This window comes from Microbacterium sp. EG9, assembly GCF_059759475.1.
Window position 1 is genome coordinate 1142593 of the sequence record NZ_CM186217.1, and the last position, 20877, is coordinate 1163469.

A 20877-nucleotide genomic window follows, 5' to 3' on the forward strand; every position below is an offset into this window, starting at 1 on the left:
GAGGCTGGCCCGCCTCCGGGTCGCTCTCCCTCACTGAAGAATGGACGTCTGCTGTGCTGGCCGTGCACGATCTCGAGATCCGCGTGGGCGCTCGAACGCTCATGTCGGAGGTGTCGTTCCGCGTGTCGGACGGCGACAAGATCGGTCTGGTCGGTCGCAACGGCGCCGGCAAGACGACGCTGACGAAGGTGCTCGCGGGCGACCTCCTCCCGGCCGACGGCAGCGTCGAACGCTCCGGCGAGCTCGGCTACCTGCCTCAGGACCCGCGCTCCGGCGACCCCGAGATGCTCGCGCGAACCCGCATCCTGGACGCCCGCGGTCTCGGGACGCTCGCCCTGCAGATGCAGGAGTCGTCCCTGCAGATGGGGGATGCCGACGTGAAGGTGGCCGCCAAGGCGATGCGTCGCTACGGCAACCTCATGGAGCGCTTCGAAGCTCTGGGTGGCTACGCGGCCGAGTCCGAGGCGGCATCCATCGCCCACAACCTGTCGCTTCCCGACCGCATCCTCGACCAGCCGCTCAAGACGCTGTCCGGCGGTCAGCGCCGTCGCATCGAGCTCGCCCGCATCCTGTTCTCCGACGCGCAGACGATGATCCTCGACGAGCCCACCAACCACCTCGACGCCGACAGTGTCGTATGGCTGCGCGAGTTCCTCAAGAACTACAAGGGCGGCCTGATCGTCATCAGCCACGACGTCGAGCTCGTGGGGGAGACGGTCAACCGCGTCTTCTACCTCGACGCCATGCGCCAGGTCATCGATGTCTACAACATGAACTGGAAGAACTACCTGCGCCAGCGGGTGGCCGACGAGGAGCGCCGCAAGAAGGAGCGCGCCAACATCGAGAAGAAGGCCACGGCGCTGCAGCTGCAGGCCGCGCGCTTCGGTGCGAAGGCGTCGAAGGCCGCCGCGGCGCACCAGATGGTCGCCCGTGCGGAGAAGATGCTGTCCGGCCTCGAGGAGGCCCGCCAGGAGGACCGCGTCGCGAAGCTGCGCTTCCCGAAGCCGGCGCCCTGCGGCAAGACGCCGCTCATGGCGAAGAACCTGTCGAAGTCGTACGGCTCGCTGGAGATCTTCACCGATGTCGACCTCGCGATCGACCGCGGATCCAAGGTGGTGGTGCTGGGGCTGAACGGTGCCGGCAAGACCACCCTGCTGCGCATCCTCGCCGGCGTCGACAAGGCGGACACGGGTGTCATCGAACCGGGCCACGGCTTGAAGATCGGGTACTACGCGCAGGAGCACGAGAACCTCGACGTCGACCGCTCCGTGCTGGACAACATGATGTCCGCCGCGCCCGACATCAACGCGACCGAGGCCCGCAAGGTGCTGGGATCGTTCCTGTTCACGGGAGACGACGTGCTCAAGCCCGCCGGCGTGCTCTCCGGTGGAGAGAAGACGCGGCTGTCGCTGGCGACGCTCGTGGTCTCCTCCGCGAACATGCTGCTGCTCGACGAGCCGACGAACAACCTCGATCCCGCTTCACGCGAGGAGATCCTCGGTGCGCTGGCGCATTACGAGGGCGCCGTGGTGCTGGTCTCGCACGACGAGGGTGCGGTGCAGGCGCTCAACCCCGAGCGCGTCCTCATCCTCCCCGACGGTGTCGAGGACATCTGGGGCCGCGACTACGTCGACCTGATCACCTTCGCCTGACTCCCGCCGCGCGCGGGACGCGTCAGCGGGAGGTGAGCTCGTCGAGGAGGGCGTCCTCTTCCTGCATGTCGCGGTCGCGCGGACGCTGCTCCCGGCGCCGCCGACGGCGTGCCGCAGCGGAATCCGCGGGCGCGGGGGCGCGAGGCGCGTCCGGCCCGTCGGGGCCACCGCTCCCACCGGCCGCACCGCTCCCACCGGCGCCGTTCGCCTCGTCGGCCGCGGCATCCTCGGCGTCCTCACGGCGGTGGCGGATCTCGGTGCGGATCATGTACCAGATGAACACGAAGCCCATCACGGCGAAGAGGATCCACTGGATCGCGTACGACAGGTAGGGTCCGGGATCGTCGGAGGGCGATTCGAGCGCGTTGGGCACGTCGGCGACGGACGGCTCTTCGGACACGAGGAGGCCGTACGCACTCGTGATCAGTCCCGCCTGCCCCGTCGTCTCGGCCACCAGCGGCAGGTTGATCGTCGGCACCTGGCCGTCCGGGGCCGACCGTCCCGAGTTCGGCAGCGCTTCGCCCGGCTTGAGGCGCACGACCACCTCCACCTGACCGGACGGCGGTGCGGGGATGGCGTCGGGCTCCGGCTGCGCGGATCCCGGGGCCAGCCAGCCGCGATCGACGAGGAAGACGTCGCCGTCGACGGTGCGGAAGGGCACGAGCACCTCGAACGCGCTCGTACCGCCGTGCGCCCGGTTGCGGGCCAGCAGCGTCTGGTCGGTGAGGTATTCGCCGGTGAGCGACACCGGATGCCACTGGTCGTCCGGGTCGAACGCGCCGTCGGGGCCGATGAGTTCGCGCAACGGCACCGGGGCGGCGTCGTAGTTCGCGGCGACGAGCGCGAGCTGGCGGCTGCGGTCGGCGTTGCGCGTGAACTGCCAGTTCGACAGGAAGGCGCACACGATCGCGAACACCATCGCGATCGCGACGTAGCCTGCCCAGCGCAGCGCGGTGGACTGTCGGGCGGTGCGCGGGCTCATGCGGTGGTCTCCGTCTCCCAGGCGATCACGTCAACGGGGAAGTCGCGGGCGGCGAGGTAGTCGCGCAGGTAGGTGACGTGCTCGTCGCACGCGGCCCACGTCTTGCGCCGGTCGGCGGTGTGGATGCGGGGATTGCGCCACACCACCTGCCAGCGGGCGTCGGAGCGGCAGCCCGCGCGCGAGCAGATCGCGGCGCTCACGTCGGATCCGTCGATGTCGTCGGAGGTGCGGGCGACTCGGTGATGCGGATGACGGTCGGCGCGGCCGGAGATGTCGGCTGCGCCGAGGCGGGCGGCGGAGCGGGCGACTCGATCGCGCGCTCGGGCGGGATCGCCCGCTCGGCGGGACCGGCGGCCACGTTCGCGATCACGACGGCGAAGTAGGGCAGGAACATCGCGCCCGCGCCGAAGAGCCAGGTGTACCACCCGTAGGGGGTGACGGCGACCATCAGCACGAAGCACGCGACGCGGATCACCATCATCGTGAAGTACTTCGTCATCCGCGCGCTCGCGTCGTCGCGCGGAGCGCGCGGCAACGAGGTGGCGGACTGGGGACGAGAGCTTTTCACGGTCCCCTCAGCCTACGCCGATCGGCGGCGCGCGGACCTCGTCAGTACGAGCTGTAGCGCGTGCCCGCGGTCGCCCCGAGGATCACGAAGAAGAGGAAGAAGGCGATGCCGATGACGGCGATCGCCACCCCGATCCACCCCACGATCACGCCGGCCAGGGCCATGCCGCGGCCGCCCTCGCCCGTCTTCTTGATCTGGTTGAGGGAGATGTGCCCCATGATGGCGCCGCCGAGGGAGCCGATGAAGGGCAGGATCCAGACGAAGCCGAGGATCGCGGCGATCATCGAGATGATCGCGAGCACGTTGGTCTTCGGTGCGGGGGCGCCGTAGTAGGGCGCGGCGGCGCCGTAGACGGGCGGGGCGCCGGGAGCCGGCTGCATCGGAGCGCCGGTGGTCGCGCCGTAGGCGGGCGGTGCGGCCGGGTAGGTCGGGGGCTGGTAGGCGGGTGGCTGATAGCTCGGCGCCGGAGCCGCCGCGGGCGGAGGCGTGTACGGGGCCGCCGGCTGCGCGGAGGCGGGAGCGGGCGTGGGCGGCGTCACCGGCGGGGTGGCCGCGGCATCCGGGGACTGAGGGTTCGTCGCATCGGTCATGATCTCTCCTGTCTCGCGATGTCAGCCTATCGGGAGCCGTCGCCGCGGGGGAGGAGCGGGCGTGCGCCGACTAGGCTGAGGCGGTCACATCCCCAGCGAACGGAGCCCCCATGTCGCACGACCGCGTCGTCCTCGTCACCGGTGGAAACCGCGGCATCGGCCGCGCGATCGCCGCCCGCTTCGTCGCCGAGGGCTACCGCACGGCGGTCACGGCGCGCTCCGGGGAAGGCCCCGAGGGCACGCTGACGGTGCGCGCCGACGTCACCGACGCCGCCTCCCTCGACGCCGCCTTCGCGGAGGTCGAGCGGGAGCTGGGCCCGGTGGAGATCGTCGTCGCGAACGCGGGCATCACCAAGGACACCCTCCTGCTGCGCATGACCGAGGACGACTTCGACTCGGTCGTCGCGACCAACCTGGGCGGCACCTTCCGCGTCGTCAAGCGCGCCTCCAAGGGGATGCTGCGGGCCAAGTGGGGACGCGTCATCCTCATCTCCAGCGTCGTGGGGCTCTACGGCTCGCCCGGACAGATCAACTACTCGTCGTCGAAGGCGGCGCTGGTCGGCTTCGCGCGCTCGCTGACGCGCGAGCTCGGCGGCCGCGGCATCACGGCCAACGTGGTCGCCCCTGGCTTCATCGAGACCGACATGACCGCCGAACTGTCCGAAGACACGCAGGCCGAGTACAAGCGGAACATCCCCGCGGGCCGGTTCGCGACGCCGGAGGAGGTCGCCGGTGTGGTGACGTGGCTCGCCTCGGAGGATGCCGGCTACATCTCCGGTGCGGTGATCCCCGTCGACGGCGGCCTGGGCATGGGCCACTGACCGGGAGCGCGTTTCGACTCGCGGGGGCGCCGTCCGCTCGAGGGTCGGTGGAGCCTCAGCGTGAGATGGCGGCGACGATCGCCTCGCCGAGGTGCTGCGGCTGGGAGAACTGGGGCCAGTGACCACTGCCCAGGCGCACGATCTCGGTGTCGTCGATGGCCGAGAACTCGTCGGCGTACCGGCCCCACTGCGCCAGGAAACCGCGGAACTCCTCGTCGCCGAGTGAACCGGACAGCACGGTGACGGGAACGCGGTAGCGGCGTTCGTCGTGCAGCGCGATGGCGTCGGTGGGAACCCGCGCCGGCACGTCGTGGGTGAGGGGAGCGGTCCGCGCCCGCGTCTGCTCATCGAGATCGGCGACGTCGTCGGCGTCGAAGAAGTCCCAGCCGGGGAACGGCACGACGCCGTCGACGAGGTCGAACTCGGAGATCATGCCCCCGTCGTAGGGCACCGCGGTGTCGACCAGCACGACGCGCGCCACCCGGTCGGGACGTGCGTCGGCCGCGCCCCACGCGACGTTGCCGCCGCCGCTGTGGCCGACCACGACGACGGGCCCCTCGGCCGCGTCGATCGCCTCGACGGTCGCGGCCACCCAGTCGGCGATGCCGATGTCGGCGCTCTCGGCGGCGGGGGCTCCGAGTCCGGGCATGGTCAGGGGTCGTGGGGTCAGCCCCGCGGCGCGCAGCGGCGGCAGCACGTCGTCCCACGACGACGCGTCGAGCCAGAGACCGGGAATCATGATGACGTCCATGCGGTCACGCTACGCCCGGTCCCCGACATCCGTGCGGGCGCGGCCGACGCCGCGGTGCGTCAGGGCAGCAGGGGGATGAGCTCGCGCAGATCGACGGGGCCGACGACGAGGTCGGCCTGGCGCCGCACGGCGGGCTTCGCGTTGAACGCGACGCCGAGGCCCGCCGCCGCCATCATCTGCAGGTCGTTCGCGCCGTCGCCGACGGCGATCGTGCGGCGGAGGGCGACACCGGATGCCGCGGCCCACTCGCGCAGCGCGGACGCCTTGCCGGCGGCATCCACGATCTCGCCGTCGACCAGCCCGGAAAGGGCCCCGCCGTCGACCGCGAGGCGATTGGCGCGCCAGACGTCGATCCCCAACGCCGGGGCGACGGTGTCGAGGATCTCGTGGAATCCGCCGGACACGACCGCGGCCCGCCCGCCGCGCCGGTGGATCGCCGTGACCAGCTCGGCGGCCCCCGCCGTCGGCTCGACCCGGGCCCGCACCCGATCGAAGGCGCTCAGCGGCACGCCGCGCAACGCCTGCACACGCGAGCGCAGGCTCGTCGCGAAGTCGACCTCGCCGCGCATCGCCGCCTCGGTCGCGGCAGCCACCTCGGCGCCGCGGCCCGCCTCGTCGGCGATGAGCTCGATGACCTCGTTGCGCAGCAGGGTGGAATCGGCGTCGAACACGACGAGGAAACGGGCGTCAGGCACCCGTCCAACCTAGCGGTCCGTCAGCGGGCGACGTACGCGTTCTTGCCCACCACCGTGATGCCGCTGTCGGTCACCGTGAAGCCGCGCGAGAGGTCGAACGCACGGTCGACACCGACCGTCGCGCCCGGCTCGAGCACGACGTTCTTGTCGAGGATCGCGCGATGCACGCGCGCCCCCGCCCCCACCTGGACGTGATCGAACAGCACCGAGTCGGTGATGGTCGATCCCCCTCCCGACAGCGTCCACGGACCCACGACGGAGCGTTCCAGGTGCGTCCCCGAGAGCACGGAGCCGAGCGAGACGATCGAGTCGATCGCGTTGCCCATGCGGCCGACGCCGTCGCGGACGAACTTGGCGGGCGGGGAGTTCACCGACTGCGAGTGGATCGGCCAGTCGACGTTGTAGAGGTTGAAGATCGGCAGCGTCGAGATGAGATCCATGTGCGCATCGAAGAACGAGTCGATCGTGCCCACGTCGCGCCAGTAGTCGCGATCGCGATCGGTCGAGCCGGGGACGTCGTTGCGCTTGAAGTCGTACACGGCGGCCTCACCGCGCCCCACGAAGTAGGGGATGATGTCGCCGCCCATGTCGTGGTTCGACCCGGGCAGCTCGCCGTCCGCCTCGACGGCCGCGATGAGCGCGTCGGCGTCGAAGATGTAGTTGCCCATCGACGCGAGCACCTCGTGGGGGGCGTCGGAGAGCCCCGTGGGGTTCTGCGGCTTCTCCAGGAAGTCACGGATCGTGATGTTGTCCGTCGGGTCGAGGTCGATGACGCCGAACTGGTTGGCGAGCCCGATCGGCTGACGGATGCCGGCGACCGTCGCCTTGGCGCCGGACTCGATGTGGGCCGCGAGCATCTGCTCGAAATCCATCCGGTACACGTGGTCGGCGCCGATGACCACGACGATGTCGGGCTTCTCGTCGTGGATGAGGTTCAGCGACTGCAGGATGGCGTCGGCCGAGCCGGAGAACCAGCGCTTGCCGAGGCGCTGCTGGGCCGGCACCGAGGCCACGTACGAGTTGAGCAGCGCCGACATGCGCCAGGTCTGGGAGACGTGGCGGTCGAGGCTGTGCGACTTGTACTGCGTGAGCACCACGATCTGGCGCAGACCCGAGTTGATGAGGTTCGAGATGGCGAAGTCGATCAGGCGGTACTGACCGCCGAAGGGCACCGCGGGTTTGGCTCTGTCCTCCGTGAGAGGCATGAGGCGCTTTCCCTCGCCCCCGGCGAGGATGATTCCGAAGACCTTCGGCGCTGCAGGCATGCCACCACACTAGGCCCCCGTTCGCCCTTGTACTAGCGTTCGTGACATGCGCGTCGACATCGTCACCAAGGAGTACCCGCCGGAGATCTACGGGGGAGCCGGGGTCCACGTCACCGAGCTGGTCAAGGCCCTGCGCGTAGGGGTCGAGGTGCAGGTGCGGGCGTTCGGCGCCGACCGCGACGAAGCGGACACGACGGCCTACGGCGTGCCCGCCGAGCTGGCCGCGGCCAACCCCGCGGTGCAGACGCTCGGAACCGACCTGGAGATCGTCGGCGACGTCGCCGGGGCGGACGTCGTCCACTCCCACACCTGGTACGCCAACTTCGCGGGACACATCGCCTCGCTGCTGCACGGCATCCCGCACGTCATCACGGCGCACTCCCTCGAGCCGCTGCGTCCCTGGAAGGCGGAGCAGCTGGGCGGGGGCTACGCGGTGTCGAGCTACGTCGAGAAGACCGCCTACGAGAACGCCGCCGCCGTGGTCGCCGTCAGCGACGGCATGCGTCGCGACATCCTGCGCAGCTACCCGGCGCTGGACCCCGCGAAGGTGCGCGTCATCTACAACGGCATCGACGTGGAGGCCTGGCATCCGCAGCAGGACGACGCCCTCCTCGAGCGCTACGGCATCGACCCGAATCGGCCCTCGGTCGTGTTCGTCGGCCGCATCACGCGCCAGAAGGGCCTGCCGTACTTCCTGCGCGCCGCCACGCGCCTGCCCGCCGACGTGCAGATCGTCCTCTGCGCGGGAGCACCCGACACCCCCCAGATCATGGCCGAGGTCGAGGGCCTCGTCCGCGAGCTGCAGGCCCAGCGCGACGGCGTCGTGTGGATCGACGAGTTCCTGCAGCGCGATCAGCTCTGCGCGATCCTCACGTCGGCCACGACCTTCGTCTGCCCGAGCGTGTACGAGCCGCTGGGCATCGTCAATCTGGAGGCGATGGCGTGCGGAGCCGCCGTGGTCGGCACCGCGACCGGCGGCATCCCGGAGGTCGTGGTGGACGGTGTCACGGGCCGTCTCGTGCCGATCGAGCAGGTGCAGGACGGGACGGGCACACCGGTGGATCCCGAGCGCTTCGTGGCCGACCTCGCGGACGTGCTCACCGAGGTCGTCTCGGACCCCGAGCGTGCCCGCGCGTACGGGGCGGCCGGGCGTGAGCGCGCCGCGAGCGCCTTCAGCTGGCAGGCGATCGCCGAGGCGACCGAGGCCCTGTATCGGGAGGTGTCGGGGCGCGTCGGCTGAGGCGAAGACCCGGCGCGTGCCGCCGGCGGGCGAGGGCACTCCCGATAGGCTGGGAGCATGCCCCAGGTGCTCGAGTTCCTCGATGTCGTCGTCCGCCGCAACGCCCGCAACATCATCGATCACATCGACTGGGCGGTCTCGGACGACCAGCGCTGGGTGGTGCTCGGGCCCAACGGAGCCGGCAAGACGACCATCCTGCAGCTCGCGGCGACGCTGATCCACCCCACCTCGGGCGAGGTGACCATCCTCGACGAGCGCCTGGGCCGCACCGATGTGTTCGACCTGCGCCCGCGCATCGGCTTCGCCTCGTCGGCGATGGCGCGTCGCGTGCCGCCCGAGGAGACCGTGCTGGATGTCGTGCTGACCGCGGCGTTCTCGGTGCTGGGCCGTTGGAACGAGACGTACGAGACCATCGACGAGCGCCGCGCGCGTCGCGTGCTGGCGGAGTGGAAGCTCGAGCATCTCGCCGAGCGCACGTTCGGCACGCTCTCCGACGGAGAGCAGAAGCGCGTGCAGATCGCCCGCGCGGTCATGACCGATCCGGAGCTGCTGCTGCTCGACGAGCCGACGGCGAGCCTCGATCTCGGGGCCCGGGAGGAGCTGCTCGGGCTGCTCAGCGGCTACGCCCTGGCGCCCACGACGCCCGCGATGGTCATGGTCACCCACCACGTCGAGGAGATCCCCGTCGGGTTCACGCACGTGCTGCTGCTGCGCGAGGGGACCGCGGTCGCCGCCGGCCCGCTGGCGGAGACGCTCACCGAGGAGAACCTGTCGGCGACCTTCGGCATGCCGATCGCCCTCACGTCGGAGGCCGGACGCTTCGCCGCGCGGGCCACCGGCGGCGCCTGAGACATCCCCGTTCCCGCCGGGTGCGGGCTGCTGGTATGATCGATCCTTGGTGCATTCGCACCGCAGACTTCCCTCGCCCTGGCAAAATCCAGGGCACCACGTAAGGAAACCCATGAAGACTGACATCCACCCCGAGTACAAGGCGGTCGTTTTCCGCGACCTCGGCTCCGGCGAGACCTTCCTCACCCGTTCGACGGTGTCGAGCGACAAGACGATCGAGCTCGACGGCGAGACCTATCCCGTCATCGACGTCGAGATCTCCTCCGCCTCGCACCCGTTCTACACGGGCAAGCAGCGCATCATGGACTCGGCCGGTCGCGTCGAGAAGTTCAACCAGCGCTTCAAGAACTTCGGCGGCTCGAGCAAGTAAGCCCGGTCCCGCGAGACAGCCCCGCTTCGGCGGGGCTGTCGTCGTTTCGGGGCGACCTCGCCTCCGCCGTCAGCGGATCGGCCAGCTGCCGTCGACGCGGTCCTCGGAGTCGAGCCGTCCGATGCGGATGAAGTACTCCGTGAGGCTGTCGGCCTGAGCGCGTGCCCACCCGATCTGTCGGGTGTGAAGCTCGTCGAGCGCGGCGTCGATCGCATAGCGCCGCGCGAGCGCCTGAGCGACCCGCCCGGCGGCGATCGCGTCTGCGGACGCGTCGTGGGCGCCGACCAGGGGAACCGCGTAGTGGGCCGCGACGGCCTCGAGCGTGCGCTTGCCCTTGCGGAAGCGATCGTGCGCTTTGTCGAGCACGAGCGGATCGATCACGGGCGAGGGGTCGAGGATGGGCGGGATGCCGTGACGCAGTGCCTCGTACTTCAGCAGCGAGAAGTCGAACGGCGCGTTGTAGGCCACGACCGGGATGCCCGCGTCCAGCAGTTCCCGCAGCGCGGCGACGACCGCGGCGACGACCTGCGCCGCCGGAGCACCGTGCTCCTGGGCGTGCGCGGTCGTGATGCCGTGCACCGCCGTCGCCCCGTCGGGGATCGGCGCTCCCGGATCGGCCAGCCACGACTGCGCCCGGACCGCCGCGCCGTCGGCGTCGAGCAGGCCGACGTGGGCCGTGACGATGCGGTCGGTCGTGACGTCGATGCCGGTCGTCTCCAGATCGAACACGCCGACGGCATCCACCCATCTCGGCGGTCGCACGGGGGTGGTCTCGACGGTGGAGACGTCGTCCTCCCAGAGCGGGACGGCCTGCCACTGTTCCATGCCTCCGACGGTATGCGCCGGTTCCGACACCGGCGCGCAGGCACGCGGAGGAGGACGGTCGCGGGGCGCCCCTCCTAGACTTCAAGGGTGACCGTCGACTCTCCCTACGCCGAGGCCCTCGCCGCCGTGCCCGTGTCGCGGCGCGAGATCGAGATCGACGGCGCCGTGACCGCGTACTGGGAGTACGGGCCCGCCGACGCCCCGGTCACGATGGTGGCCGTCCACGGCTATCGCGGCGACCACCACGGCCTGGAGCCCGTCGTCGCCTTCCTTCCGAGCGTCCGGGTGATCTCTCCCGACCTTCCGGGGTTCGGGGAGAGCGTGCCGGTCCCCGGCGCGGTGCACACCCTCGACACGTATGCCCGATGGCTGCGCGCGTTCGTCGCCGCGGTGGCGCCCGGGGCCGTGATCCTCGGGCACTCGTTCGGTTCCATCGTCGTGGCCGCCGCCGTGGCGGCAGGGCTCCCGACGCCGCGCGTGATCCTGGTCAACCCGATCGGCGCGCCCGCGCTGGAGGGCCCCCGCGGCATCCTCACCCGCCTGGCGGTGTTCTACTACTGGGCCGGGGCCCGCCTGCCGAAGCGTCTCGGCGACGCACTGCTGCGCAACCGCGTCATCGTGCGGGTCATGAGCGTGTCGATGGCGAAGACGCGTGAGCCCGCACTGCGCCGCTTCATCCACGACCAGCACGACACGTACTTCTCGCTCTTCCACGACCGCGACGTGCTGCACGACGGCTTCGTCGCGTCGGTGTCCGACGACGTGCGTCGTTTCGCACCTGCCATCGCGCAACCCACGCTCCTGATCGCGGCGGAGAAGGACGACATCACGCCCATCGAGGCGGAACGCCACCTGCAGACGCTCTTCCCGGATGCCCGGCTCGTGGAGATCCCCGCCGTCGGCCACCTCATCCACTACGAGACGCCGCGCGAGGCGGCGGCGGCGATCACGCGCTTTCTCGGGCCTTCCGGCGACGGTACGCGTTGACGTTCATGCGGTTCCCGCAGTTGCCGGTGTCGCAGTAGAGCTTGGAGCCGTTCTTCGAGAAGTCGACGTAGACCGAGTCGCAGTCGTCCGCCGCGCACACCCGCACCCGCTTCCACTCGTCCGAGCGGATGACGTCGACGAACGCCATCGCCGACTCGACCAGCATGCGCATCGCCAGGGGGGCGTCGGGCTCGGTGGCGTGGATGTGCCAGTCGAACTCGTCGTGGATCACGAGCTGCGGAAGCGCCCGCCCGTCGCGGAGCATCGCGTTGACGAGGGGCACCGCGCCGTCGCGGTCGGCGGCCCAGAGCGCGCGCAGACGCCGCCGGTTCGCGCGCACGGCGTCGAGCTCGGCGTCGTCGCGTCGGAAGCTGCCCGTGTAGGAGAACTCCGACAGGTAGGCGTCGAGATCCTCCTGCGTCCGCAGGCGGTCGAGGCCTGCACCGTCGGTTTCGGGGAGGGTGTTGACGAGGGCCGCCGCGGCGCGCAGCGACATCTCGGTGTCATGGATGAAGACCACGTTGACTCCTGACCTCGGCGGGCACTAGTGTCACCAGTGTAATTGCTGTTGAGTCCTGACAGTCCTCCTGCTCGATCCGAAGGAACGCCGGTGTCACGCACCGCTCCACCCGCCCGCACCGCGGGCATCGTCATGGCCGTCTTCTCCGCGCTGGCGTTCTCGTCGAGCGGCCCTCTGGTCAAGCCGCTCCTCGAGGCGGGCTGGTCGCTGTCGGCGGCGCTCGTCGTGCGCATGGGGCTCGCCGGCCTCATCCTGTCGCCCGCGCTCGTGCGCGCGATGCGCCGCGAGCGCGGCTTCGTCCGCCGCCACGGGCTCTCCCTCCTGGCGTTCGGCCTGATCCCGGTGCTGGGCTGCCAGCTGCTGTTCTTCTCGGCGATGCAGCGGATGCCGGTGGCCGTCGCGCTGCTGATCCAATACCTCGCACCCGTTCTGCTCGTCGGCTTCGTGTGGCTGCGCACGCGCCGGGCCCCCTCGCGGCTCGTCATGATCGGTTCGGTCGTCGCGATCGTCGGTCTCGTGCTCGTGGTCGACATCGCCGGCGCGCGTTTCGACCTGCTCGGCACGCTCCTCGCGCTCGGAGCGGCGGTGTGCGTGTGCGTGTACTTCGTCATGAGCGAGCGCACCGGCGACGGCCTGCCGCCGCTGGCCCTCGCCGCCGGAGGGCTGCTCGTCGGCGCCGTGGTGATGGCGCTGCTGGGCGCCACGGGGGCCATGCCGTTCGCCGCGCGGCCGGTGTCGGTGACCTTCCGCGGCGTCGAGGTGCCCGGCATCCTGGCCCTGCTGTGGGTCGGGGCGGTGGGGACGACGCTCGGCTACGCGCTGGGCGTCATGGCGGTGCCGCGCGTCGGCTCGCGGCTGGCCTCGTTCATCGGTCTCAGCGAAGTGCTCTTCGCGCTCGGCTTCGCCTGGCTCCTGCTCGGGGAGGCTCCCTCCGCGGTGCAGATCTTCGGCGGTGCGCTGCTGCTGGCGGGAGTCGTCCTGGTGCGGATGGATGCGCGCGAGGCCGATGCCGTCGGCGTCGCCGCCGACGCCGTGCTGCCCGTGCCCGTGGTGCCGCTGCCGGCGGACGCCCTCCGTCCCGACGTCGTGCCGGTCGACGCGTCGCCGGTGGACGCGAGCGCGCTCAGCGCGTCGCGTCGTCGCGAGCCGATTCCAGGAGCGGCCGGATCCGATAGCCGATGACCTCGCCCATGACGAGGGAGGTCTCGGTGCGCTCCACCCCGTCGATCTCGAGGATGCGCGCGTCGACGTCGAACAGGTGCTGGGTGTCGCGCGCCGCGACCCGCACGAGCAGATCGACCTGACCGCTCATGCCATAGGCCTGCACGACCTCCGGGATGCTCGCGATCGCATGGGTGATCCGCGGCAGTTCCGCCTGCCGCACGGTGACGCTCACCATGGCCTCGATGGGCAGGCCCAGGGCGACCGGGGGGATCGCGCGTTCGAAGGACTGGAAGACGCCGCCGCGCTCCAGGCGGGCCAAGCGCGCCTGGACGGTGTTGCGGGACAGACCCAGGCGCTCGGCGAGGGCCACCACGGTGGCGCGATGGTCATCGGCGAGCGCATTCAGGAGGTCGAGGTCGACGCGGTCCAGAGGTCCCATAGTGCCCAACTCTACCAGGGACCTTCGGGTCGGTCTGCGCAACATGCTCAGGCCACGGGTGAATGCTTGAGCTAGGTGCCAGACGGACGTAGCCTTCCAGGCAACCGGCGACGAGGCCGGCCCGGGCGGCGGTCGCTCTCCACGAAAGAGCGGCACGGCCAGAGAGGGATGACGACGATGTACACCCTGACCACAGACGAAGCGATGACGGCGCTGGACGACACGGCGCGACTGCTCACCCCCGAGGGGCGACGCGTCGCCGACCCCCGCCTCGACCCGTGGGTGCAAGATCTGGACGCCGCCGCGCTGCGCGCCCTGTACCGCGACATGGCGATCGTCCGTCGGATGGATGCCGAAGGCGTCGCCCTCCAGCGCCAGGGTCATCTGGGACTCTGGGCTCCGGCCCAGGGCCAGGAGGCGATCCAGGTCGGCACGGCACGCGCCTGCCGGGAGGACGACTTCCTGTTCCCGAGCTACCGCGAGGTGGGCGTGACGATCGTGCGCGGCGGCGCACCGGCCGATCTCGTGCTCGCGTGGCGCGGTGAGGTGCATTCGACCTACGACCCCTTCGAGCTGAACCTCGCGACGCCGCAGATCATCATCGGCGCGCAGACCCTGCACGCCGTCGGGTACGCCATGGGCGTGCAGCGCGACGGCGGCGACCAGGTCGCCGTGGCCTATTTCGGCGACGGTGCGACCAGCCAGGGCGATGTGAACGAGGCGATGGTCTTCGCATCGTCCTTCGGCGCGCCGGTCGTCTTCGTCTGCTCGAACAACCAGTGGGCGATCTCCGAGCCGGTGACGGTGCAGTCGCGGTTCCCGATCGCCGGTCGCGCACCCGGCTTCGGCATCCCGAGCATGCGGGTCGACGGCAACGACGTGATCGCGTGCACGGCCGCCATGCGGTGGGCCCTCGACCACGCCCGCCGGGGGGAGGGCCCGGTGTTCCTGGAGGCCGTGACCTACCGGATGGGTCCCCACACGACCTCGGACGACCCGACCCGCTACCGCGAACGCGACGAGGTGGAGCGGTGGCGCGCCCGCGACCCGCTGACCCGGTTGGAAGCGCTGCTGCGCAGCACCGGCGACCTCGACGACGCGGCGCTCGCCGCCATCTCGCAGGAGGCGGACGCGCTGACGGGAGCCATGCGGGAGGCCGTGCTGACGGCGGTCACCCGCCCGCCGCTGGCCGTCCTCGACGACGTCTACGCGGAACCGCACAGCGGGCTGTCACGTCAGCGCCAGCGCTTCGCGGCCTACCTCGACTCGTTCGCCGACGGCGATGCGGAGGTGTCCCGATGACGCAGCTGACGATGGGCAAGGCGCTGACCGCGGGGCTGCACCGCGCCATGACGGACGATGACCGTGTGATCGTGATGGGGGAGGACATCGGTCGCCTCGGCGGCGTGTTCCGCATCACCGACGGCCTCCTCGGCGAGTTCGGGCCGAAGCGCGTGATCGACACCCCGCTCGCCGAGTCCGGGATCGTCGGCACTGCCGTCGGCCTGGCCATGCGCGGTTTCCGCCCGGTCGTGGAGATCCAATTCGACGGCTTCGTCTACCCCGCGTTCGACCAGATCGTGTGCCAGGTCGCGAAGCTGCACTACCGCACGCGCGGCCGCGTGAAGATGCCCCTGACGATCCGCATCCCCTGGGCGGGCGGTGTCGGTGCCGCGGAGCACCACTCCGAGTCGCCCGAGGCGTACTTCGTCCACACGGCGGGCCTCCGCGTCGTGGCCGTCTCGAATCCGCAGGACGCGTACACCGTCCTGCAGCAGGCCATCGCGTGCGACGATCCGGTCGTCTTCTTCGAGCCCAAGCGCCTCTATCACTCCAAGGGCGAGGTCGACCTGGACGCCGACGTCGCCGACGCGGCGCCGATGGGGCTGGCCCGCGTCGTCCGCGACGGCACCGACGTCACGATCGTGACCTACGGGGCGCAGGTCGCCACGGCGATGGATGCCGCCGTCGCGGCCGAGGACGAGGGCATCTCGATCGAGGTGATCGATCTGCGGTCGCTGTCGCCGGTCGACTACCGCACGGTGGGAGCGTCGGTGCGCAAGACGGGACGGCTCGTCGTGACCCACGAGGCCGGCGGGGAGGCCGGGGTGGGCGCCGAGATCGTGGCGAGCGTCACCGAGCAGTGCTTCCACTACCTGGAGGCTCCGCCGCAGCGGGTGACGGGTCACGACATCCCGTATCCGCCCGCGAAGCTGGAGAAGCATCACATCCCTGACCTCGACCGCATCCTCGATGCCGTCGACCGCGTCCTCGACCGGCCCCACAGCCTGACGGGGGTGGAGCTGTGATCGCGGAGTTCCGTCTGCCCGACCTCGGGGAAGGGCTTCCCGAGGCGGAGATCGTGCAGTGGCTCGTCGCTCAGGGCGACGAGGTGGCGCTCAACCAGCCGATCGCCGAGGTCGAGACCGCGAAGGCCATCGTCGAGTTGCCGTCGCCGTTCGCGGGCACGGTCAGCACCCTCCACGCCGAAGCGGGAGACGTCGTCGAGGTCGGAGCGCCGCTGATCGCCTTCCAGGTGGCGGGGGCGGAATCCTCGGAGGATGCTGCCGTCGGCGCGGCACCCGCCGCACCCGCCGCACCCGCCGCACCCGGCGGGACGTCCGCGGCCGCCGGCGCGCAGGACCCGTCCGAGGCGCCGGCCGAGGCCGCCGTGCCGAACCTCGTGGGCTACGGCGCAGCGCCTCGGGGTACCGCGCGCCCGCAACGCCGCCGGCGCATCGGCGGCGGTGCGCCCTCGAGCGACCGCTCGACCGCCGCGACGGCGGCCGAGCGCGTCCTCACGGATGCCCCGCACGATGTCGTCGCCCCCGCGGCGCAGGAGCTGCGGCCGGAACGACCGCGCTCGACGCCCCCGGTGCGCGCGTATGCGCGAGAGCTCGGCATCGACCTCGCCCTCGTCGAGGCCTCCGGCGTCACCGACATCATCCGCCGCGAGGACGTCGACAGATTCGCCGCGACGCTGGACGATCGCGCGCCCGGTGCGCACGAGGCTCCGGCCGACACCGCCGCGGCGAGCGGCGACGCCCCGCGGGAGACGCGGATCCCCATCCGCGGGGTGCGCAAGCACACGGCGGCCGCGATGGTGCGCAGCGCCTTCACCGCTCCGCACGTGACGACCTTCCTGGAGGTCGACGTCACGGAGACCACCCGGTTCGTGCAGAGCCTCCGGTCCGATCGTCGTCTGGAGGGTCACCGCATCGGGATCATGGCGGTGGCGGCGAAGGCCGTGTGCCTCGCGCTGCGCGCCGAGCCGACGCTCAACTCGTCGTGGGACGAGGCCGCCGGGGAGATCGTCCAGTACGGCTACGTCCACCTGGGGATCGCCGCGGCGACCGAGCGCGGCCTCGTCGTGCCGCACGTGCCCGACGCGGACCGGCTCTCGCTCGTCGACCTCGCGGACGAGATCGGCCGCCTCGCCGAGACCGCGCGCGCCGGCCGGACGACACCGGCCGCACTGAGCGGCGGGACGTTCTCTATTACGAACTTCGGCGTCTTCGGCATCGATGCGGGCACGCCGATCCTCAATCCCGGTGAGGCGGGCATCCTGGGGCTCGGTTCGGTGCGGCGGCGACCGTGGGAGCACGAGGGGGCGATCGTGCTGCGCGACCTCATGACCCTGAGCCTGTCGTTCGATCACCGGTTGGTCGACGGCGAGCAGGCGTCGCGGTTCCTGACGATCGTCGGCGACGTCCTCCGCGAGCCCGCCCGCGCCATGCTGCTGGGCTGACGCGGGGGAGAGGTCACCGGGCGGCGAGTGCGGCGTAGGCCATGTCGGCCAGCACGTCGCGCAGCATCCCGTCGTCGCCGGCATCCACCGCCGCGTCGCGCCGGGTGCGCACGGCGTAGGGCGTCGAGTTGATGAGACCGAACCCCGCGTGCGCGCGGACGCGGAGCTCCGGCTCGGTGAGGTCGGGGTGGACGGCGTGCAGCACGCCGACCCACAGCTCGACGTACTCTCGCTGGAGCCGGCGCACCTCGTGGCGGTCCTCCTCGCTGAGGCGGGCGAGATCGCGGTCGTGCACGCGGATGACGTCGGCGCCGCGGACGGCGAACTGGACATGGAAGTCGACGAGGTCGCGCAGCGACCGGTCGGGTCCGTGTCCGGCGTCGATGACGCGGCGCCCGCCCGTGAGCAGATCGTCGCTGGCGCGCAGGAGGATGGCGCCGAGCAGGGCGCGCTTGCTGTCGAAGTGGCGGTAGACGGCGGGACCGGTGATGCCGACGGCGGTGCCGAGGTCTTCCAGGCTCACACCGTCGAAACCGTGCTCGGCGAAGAGGCGGGCGGCGGCTTGCAGCAGGGAGTCGGCGCGCTGGGCCTTGGCTCGCTCACGCGAGGTGCGCGATGCCGCAGAACGCGTTGTCATTCCAGTTAATCCTCGCTAACCTGGACCTGTGGGTTAGTGCACACTAACCCACCCGCTCGCCCGCGCGCCACGAGATTGCGGGAGGCGTTATGCGACCGCGACATCGAAGGGGATGCCATGGCGATTCTGGATCCGTACGACCACGGACTGACCGACGAGGAGCGCGAGCTCGCGCGGATGGTGCGCGCCTTCGCCGATGAACGGGTCGCCCCGCAGGCCTACGAGGCCGACCGCACCAAGACCCTCCCGCTCGGGATCGTCGCCGAGATGGGGGAGATGGGACTGTTCGGTCTGCCGTTTCCGGAAGAGGTCGGCGGTCAGGGCGGCACCTACCTCGCGCTGGGGCTCGCGATCGAGGCGCTGGGGCGGGTGGACCAGTCGATCGCCATCACGCTCGAGGCCGGCGTGAGCCTCGGCGCGATGCCGATCCACCGCTTCGGCACCGACGCCCAGCGCGCCGAACTGCTTCCCGACCTGCTCGCCGGTCGCGCGCTGGCGGGGTTCGGCCTGACCGAGCCCGAGGCGGGATCGGATGCGGGGGCCACCCGCACGACCGCGCGGCGCGACGGTGACGAATGGGTCATCGACGGGGCGAAGCAGTTCATCACGAACTCGGGCACCGCGATCACCCGCTTCGTCACGGTCACCGCCGTCACAGGCGTCGAGGACGGGCGCAAGGAGATCTCGACGATCATCGTCCCCTCCGGCACGCCCGGCTTCACCGTGGGTCCCGCCTACGACAAGGTCGGGTGGCATGCCTCCGACACCCACCCGCTCAGCTTCGACGGCGCGCGGGTGCCCGCCGAGAACCTCCTCGGCGAGCGGGGACGCGGGTTCGCGAACTTCCTCAGCATCCTCGACGAGGGCCGGATCGCGATCGCCGCTCTCGCCACCGGAGCCGCGGAAGGATGCCTGGAGGCGGCCCTCGACTACGCCGGCAGCCGCATCGTGTTCGGCGAACGGCTGGGGACGCGCCAGTCGATCCAGTTCACGCTGGCGAGGATGCAGCAGCGCGTGCACCTGTCGCGGCTGGCCTGGCTGCACGCCGCGCGGCTGCGCGACGCGGGTCGCCCGTTCGCGTCGGCGGCGGCGCTCGCGAAGCTGACCGCCGGCGATGCGGCGATGGACAATGCGCGCGACGCGACGCAGATCTTCGGCGGCAACGGGTTCATGAACGAGTACCCGGTGGCGCGTCACTACCGCGACGCGAAGATCCTCGAGATCGGGGAGGGGACGACGGAGGTGCAGCTGCTCGTGATCGCCCGCGCGCTGGGACTGACCGCGCTGCCGCCGGTCGCGGCCGGCCCGGTAGCGTGAACGCATGACCGCCGCTTTCGACCTCGGACCTGCGCTGCTGTTCTGCCCGGCCGACCGCCCGGAGCGCCACGCGAAGGCCCTCGAGCGCGCCGACGCGGTGATCCTCGACCTCGAGGACGCCGTGGCTCCGGCGGACAAGGTCGCCGCGCGGGTGGCGCTCATCGACTCGCATCTCGACCCCGACCGCGTCATCGTCCGCGTCAACCCGCTGGACTCGCGCGAGATCGCCTCCGACCTCGCGACGCTGTCGCAGACCGACTACCGGCGCGTGATGGTCGCAAAGGCGGAGTCCGCCCACGCGATCGCACGTCTGGATCCGCGGTTCGAGGTCATCGCCCTGTGCGAGACGGCCCGTGGTGTCGCCGCCGTCGAGCAGATCGCGGCGCAGGACCGGGTCGTCGCGGTGATGTGGGGCGCGGAGGATCTCGTCGCGTCACTCGGCGGCACGTCCAGTCGCACCCCGAAAGGCAAGTACCGCGACGTCGCCCGCGTCGCTCGGGCACGGGTGCTGCTCGCCGCCGGCGCGGCCGGCATCGCCGCGATCGACGCGGTGCATCTCGACATCGCCGACGAGAAGGGACTGTCACGCGAGGCGAGGGATGCCGCGGCCAGCGGCTTCGCCGCGACGGCGTGCATCCATCCCGCGCAGGTCGAGACGATCCGGGCGGCCTACCGGCCCGACGACGACGCGCTCGCCTGGGCGCGCGGCGTGCTGGCGGCCGCCGAGGGCGAAGGCGGGGTGTTCCGCTACCGCGGACGCATGATCGATGAGCCCGTGCTCCGCCATGCGCGCACGGTCGTCGCCCGCGGCGCCTGAGCCCGCGGCATCCGCTCAGCCGAGCGGGACGGCCGCGTAGGAGCGGACGCTGAGGCGGTCGCGCTCGAGCAGGAACGTGTGCGTCGAGGCGTTGGCCAGACGCTCGCCCTCGTGCGGGAAGGCGCCCGCCGACGCGTGACGGATCACCTCGCGGATGAGGGCGCCGTGCGAGACCATGACGAGCGTCGGTCCGAGCGGCGCGGTCGCCCGGCGGGCGTCGCGGACGGCCCGCTGCAGACCGGCGAGCGCGCGCTGGCGCACCTGGGCCCAACTTTCGGCGTCGGGAACCTCCGCCTGCGCCCACTCGCCCCAACGCTCACGGAACTCGTCGACGCCCGCACCCTCGGCGACGCCGTACGAGCGCTCGCGGAGCTGCCGGTAGGCGCGCGGTGCGGCGACGCCGAGCGTCGAGGCGATGATCTGCGCGGTCTCGGCCGCGCGGGACAGATCGCTGGATGCGACCACGACGGGTCCGACGCCCTCGAGCTCCTCTCGGAGCCGCTCGGCGACCTCGCGCGCCTGGGCGCGTCCCGTGTCGTTGAGCGGGATGTCGGTCGATCCCTGGATGCGGCGCGCCGCGTTCCAGTCGGTCTCGCCGTGGCGCACGAGGATGAGAGTCGTCACCCATCGAGCCTATGCG

The 20877-nt window shown here is 71.3% G+C and carries 24 protein-coding genes; 12 read left to right on the top strand and 12 right to left on the bottom strand.

Annotated features, from left to right (window positions below; translation table 11 throughout):
* The first annotated feature begins 53 nt into the window (after window positions 1-53).
* On the top strand, window positions 54-1652 hold the full coding sequence (locus AC6CQV_RS05295; protein ID WP_498260468.1) for an ABC-F family ATP-binding cassette domain-containing protein: 1599 nt from the start codon (window positions 54-56) through the stop codon (window positions 1650-1652).
* 22 nt (window positions 1653-1674) lie between these two features.
* On the opposite strand, the gene AC6CQV_RS05300 is transcribed toward AC6CQV_RS05295, so the two are convergent.
* Genes AC6CQV_RS05300 through AC6CQV_RS05315 form a run of 4 tightly spaced genes read right to left on the bottom strand, consistent with a single transcriptional unit; the run spans window position 1675 to window position 3792 of the window.
* The gene (locus AC6CQV_RS05300; protein WP_498260469.1) at window positions 1675-2634 is read right to left on the bottom strand and encodes an SURF1 family cytochrome oxidase biogenesis protein; all 960 of its coding nucleotides are present in this window, start codon (window positions 2632-2634) and stop codon (window positions 1675-1677) included.
* The gene (locus AC6CQV_RS05305; protein ID WP_060958680.1) at window positions 2631-2834 is read right to left on the bottom strand and encodes a hypothetical protein; all 204 of its coding nucleotides are present in this window, start codon (window positions 2832-2834) and stop codon (window positions 2631-2633) included. The genes AC6CQV_RS05300 and AC6CQV_RS05305 overlap by 4 nt, the downstream gene beginning before the upstream one ends.
* The gene (locus AC6CQV_RS05310) at window positions 2831-3202 is read right to left on the bottom strand and encodes a DUF3099 domain-containing protein (RefSeq protein WP_101306441.1); all 372 of its coding nucleotides are present in this window, start codon (window positions 3200-3202) and stop codon (window positions 2831-2833) included. Before AC6CQV_RS05310 ends, AC6CQV_RS05305 begins: the two co-directional genes overlap by 4 nt.
* Before the next feature lie 41 nt (window positions 3203-3243).
* Window positions 3244-3792 carry a DUF4190 domain-containing protein gene (locus AC6CQV_RS05315; protein ID WP_061781724.1) on the bottom strand — a complete coding sequence of 183 codons (549 nt, stop codon included), beginning with the start codon at window positions 3790-3792 and terminating at the stop codon, window positions 3244-3246.
* Between the two features lie 110 nt (window positions 3793-3902).
* Here AC6CQV_RS05315 and AC6CQV_RS05320 point away from each other — a divergent pair, with 110 nt between their 5' ends.
* Window positions 3903-4613 carry a beta-ketoacyl-ACP reductase gene (locus AC6CQV_RS05320; RefSeq protein ID WP_060958678.1) on the top strand — a complete coding sequence of 237 codons (711 nt, stop codon included), beginning with the start codon at window positions 3903-3905 and terminating at the stop codon, window positions 4611-4613.
* Window positions 4614-4668: 55 nt separating this feature from the next.
* Here AC6CQV_RS05320 and AC6CQV_RS05325 read toward each other — a convergent pair whose 3' ends face one another.
* Genes AC6CQV_RS05325 through glgC form a run of 3 tightly spaced genes read right to left on the bottom strand, consistent with a single transcriptional unit; the run spans window position 4669 to window position 7324 of the window.
* Window positions 4669-5364 (bottom strand): alpha/beta fold hydrolase, encoded by a 696-nt coding sequence (locus tag AC6CQV_RS05325; protein WP_061781725.1) that lies wholly within the window; start codon window positions 5362-5364, stop codon window positions 4669-4671.
* A 59-nt stretch (window positions 5365-5423) separates the two neighbouring features.
* Complete coding sequence (gene serB / locus AC6CQV_RS05330; RefSeq protein ID WP_498260470.1) at window positions 5424-6059, bottom strand: phosphoserine phosphatase SerB; 636 nt, start codon at window positions 6057-6059, stop codon at window positions 5424-5426.
* Window positions 6060-6079: 20 nt separating this feature from the next.
* Window positions 6080-7324 (bottom strand): glucose-1-phosphate adenylyltransferase, encoded by a 1245-nt coding sequence (gene glgC / locus AC6CQV_RS05335; RefSeq protein WP_060958675.1) that lies wholly within the window; start codon window positions 7322-7324, stop codon window positions 6080-6082.
* A 46-nt stretch (window positions 7325-7370) separates the two neighbouring features.
* Between glgC and glgA the strand changes: the two genes are divergently transcribed.
* From glgA to AC6CQV_RS05350, 3 genes are all read left to right on the top strand, one after another.
* Window positions 7371-8564, top strand: coding sequence for a glycogen synthase (gene glgA, locus AC6CQV_RS05340; protein WP_060958674.1), 1194 nt, complete (start codon window positions 7371-7373; stop codon window positions 8562-8564).
* A gap of 57 nt (window positions 8565-8621) precedes the next feature.
* Entirely contained in the window at window positions 8622-9413 is a 792-nt protein-coding gene (locus AC6CQV_RS05345; RefSeq protein ID WP_060958673.1) for an ABC transporter ATP-binding protein, read from the top strand.
* A gap of 112 nt (window positions 9414-9525) precedes the next feature.
* Window positions 9526-9783: a type B 50S ribosomal protein L31 gene (locus AC6CQV_RS05350; protein ID WP_060958672.1), complete on the top strand. Its 258-nt coding sequence runs from the start codon at window positions 9526-9528 to the stop codon at window positions 9781-9783.
* 69 nt (window positions 9784-9852) lie between these two features.
* Here AC6CQV_RS05350 and AC6CQV_RS05355 read toward each other — a convergent pair whose 3' ends face one another.
* Window positions 9853-10608, bottom strand: coding sequence for an exonuclease domain-containing protein (locus tag AC6CQV_RS05355; RefSeq protein WP_498260471.1), 756 nt, complete (start codon window positions 10606-10608; stop codon window positions 9853-9855).
* Window positions 10609-10695: 87 nt separating this feature from the next.
* Here AC6CQV_RS05355 and AC6CQV_RS05360 point away from each other — a divergent pair, with 87 nt between their 5' ends.
* The gene (locus AC6CQV_RS05360) at window positions 10696-11595 is read left to right on the top strand and encodes an alpha/beta fold hydrolase (RefSeq protein WP_498260472.1); all 900 of its coding nucleotides are present in this window, start codon (window positions 10696-10698) and stop codon (window positions 11593-11595) included.
* Here the strand turns inward: AC6CQV_RS05360 and AC6CQV_RS05365 are convergent.
* Entirely contained in the window at window positions 11555-12115 is a 561-nt protein-coding gene (locus AC6CQV_RS05365) for a CGNR zinc finger domain-containing protein (protein ID WP_101306436.1), read from the bottom strand. The two genes, AC6CQV_RS05360 and AC6CQV_RS05365, sit on opposite strands and share 41 nt — an antisense overlap.
* Window positions 12116-12205: 90 nt before the next feature.
* Between AC6CQV_RS05365 and AC6CQV_RS05370 the strand changes: the two genes are divergently transcribed.
* Window positions 12206-13297, top strand: a complete 1092-nt coding sequence (locus AC6CQV_RS05370) for a DMT family transporter (RefSeq protein ID WP_498260473.1) — start codon at window positions 12206-12208, stop codon at window positions 13295-13297.
* Here AC6CQV_RS05370 and AC6CQV_RS05375 read toward each other — a convergent pair.
* On the bottom strand, window positions 13239-13718 hold the full coding sequence (locus AC6CQV_RS05375) for an Lrp/AsnC family transcriptional regulator (protein WP_060958667.1): 480 nt from the start codon (window positions 13716-13718) through the stop codon (window positions 13239-13241). The two genes, AC6CQV_RS05370 and AC6CQV_RS05375, sit on opposite strands and share 59 nt — an antisense overlap.
* Before the next feature lie 177 nt (window positions 13719-13895).
* Here AC6CQV_RS05375 and pdhA point away from each other — a divergent pair, with 177 nt between their 5' ends.
* The 3 genes from pdhA to AC6CQV_RS05390 are packed head-to-tail and all read left to right on the top strand — an operon-like array spanning window position 13896 to window position 17466.
* Window positions 13896-15020: a pyruvate dehydrogenase (acetyl-transferring) E1 component subunit alpha gene (gene pdhA, locus AC6CQV_RS05380; protein WP_082734086.1), complete on the top strand. Its 1125-nt coding sequence runs from the start codon at window positions 13896-13898 to the stop codon at window positions 15018-15020.
* Window positions 15017-16027: an alpha-ketoacid dehydrogenase subunit beta gene (locus AC6CQV_RS05385; protein ID WP_060958665.1), complete on the top strand. Its 1011-nt coding sequence runs from the start codon at window positions 15017-15019 to the stop codon at window positions 16025-16027. Before pdhA ends, AC6CQV_RS05385 begins: the two co-directional genes overlap by 4 nt.
* Window positions 16024-17466: a dihydrolipoamide acetyltransferase family protein gene (locus tag AC6CQV_RS05390; protein WP_498260474.1), complete on the top strand. Its 1443-nt coding sequence runs from the start codon at window positions 16024-16026 to the stop codon at window positions 17464-17466. The genes AC6CQV_RS05385 and AC6CQV_RS05390 overlap by 4 nt, the downstream gene beginning before the upstream one ends.
* A gap of 13 nt (window positions 17467-17479) precedes the next feature.
* On the opposite strand, the gene AC6CQV_RS05395 is transcribed toward AC6CQV_RS05390, so the two are convergent.
* Window positions 17480-18103, bottom strand: coding sequence for a TetR/AcrR family transcriptional regulator (locus AC6CQV_RS05395; RefSeq protein ID WP_101306433.1), 624 nt, complete (start codon window positions 18101-18103; stop codon window positions 17480-17482).
* Window positions 18104-18220: 117 nt separating this feature from the next.
* On the opposite strand from AC6CQV_RS05395, the gene AC6CQV_RS05400 reads away from it, so the two are divergent.
* Window positions 18221-19420 carry an acyl-CoA dehydrogenase family protein gene (locus AC6CQV_RS05400; protein WP_198553620.1) on the top strand — a complete coding sequence of 400 codons (1200 nt, stop codon included), beginning with the start codon at window positions 18221-18223 and terminating at the stop codon, window positions 19418-19420.
* Between the two features lie 4 nt (window positions 19421-19424).
* Window positions 19425-20237, top strand: a complete 813-nt coding sequence (locus tag AC6CQV_RS05405; RefSeq protein ID WP_498260475.1) for an HpcH/HpaI aldolase/citrate lyase family protein — start codon at window positions 19425-19427, stop codon at window positions 20235-20237.
* Window positions 20238-20252: 15 nt separating this feature from the next.
* Here AC6CQV_RS05405 and AC6CQV_RS05410 read toward each other — a convergent pair whose 3' ends face one another.
* On the bottom strand, window positions 20253-20861 hold the full coding sequence (locus AC6CQV_RS05410) for a histidine phosphatase family protein (RefSeq protein ID WP_101306432.1): 609 nt from the start codon (window positions 20859-20861) through the stop codon (window positions 20253-20255).
* Window positions 20862-20877: the final 16 nt, after the last annotated feature.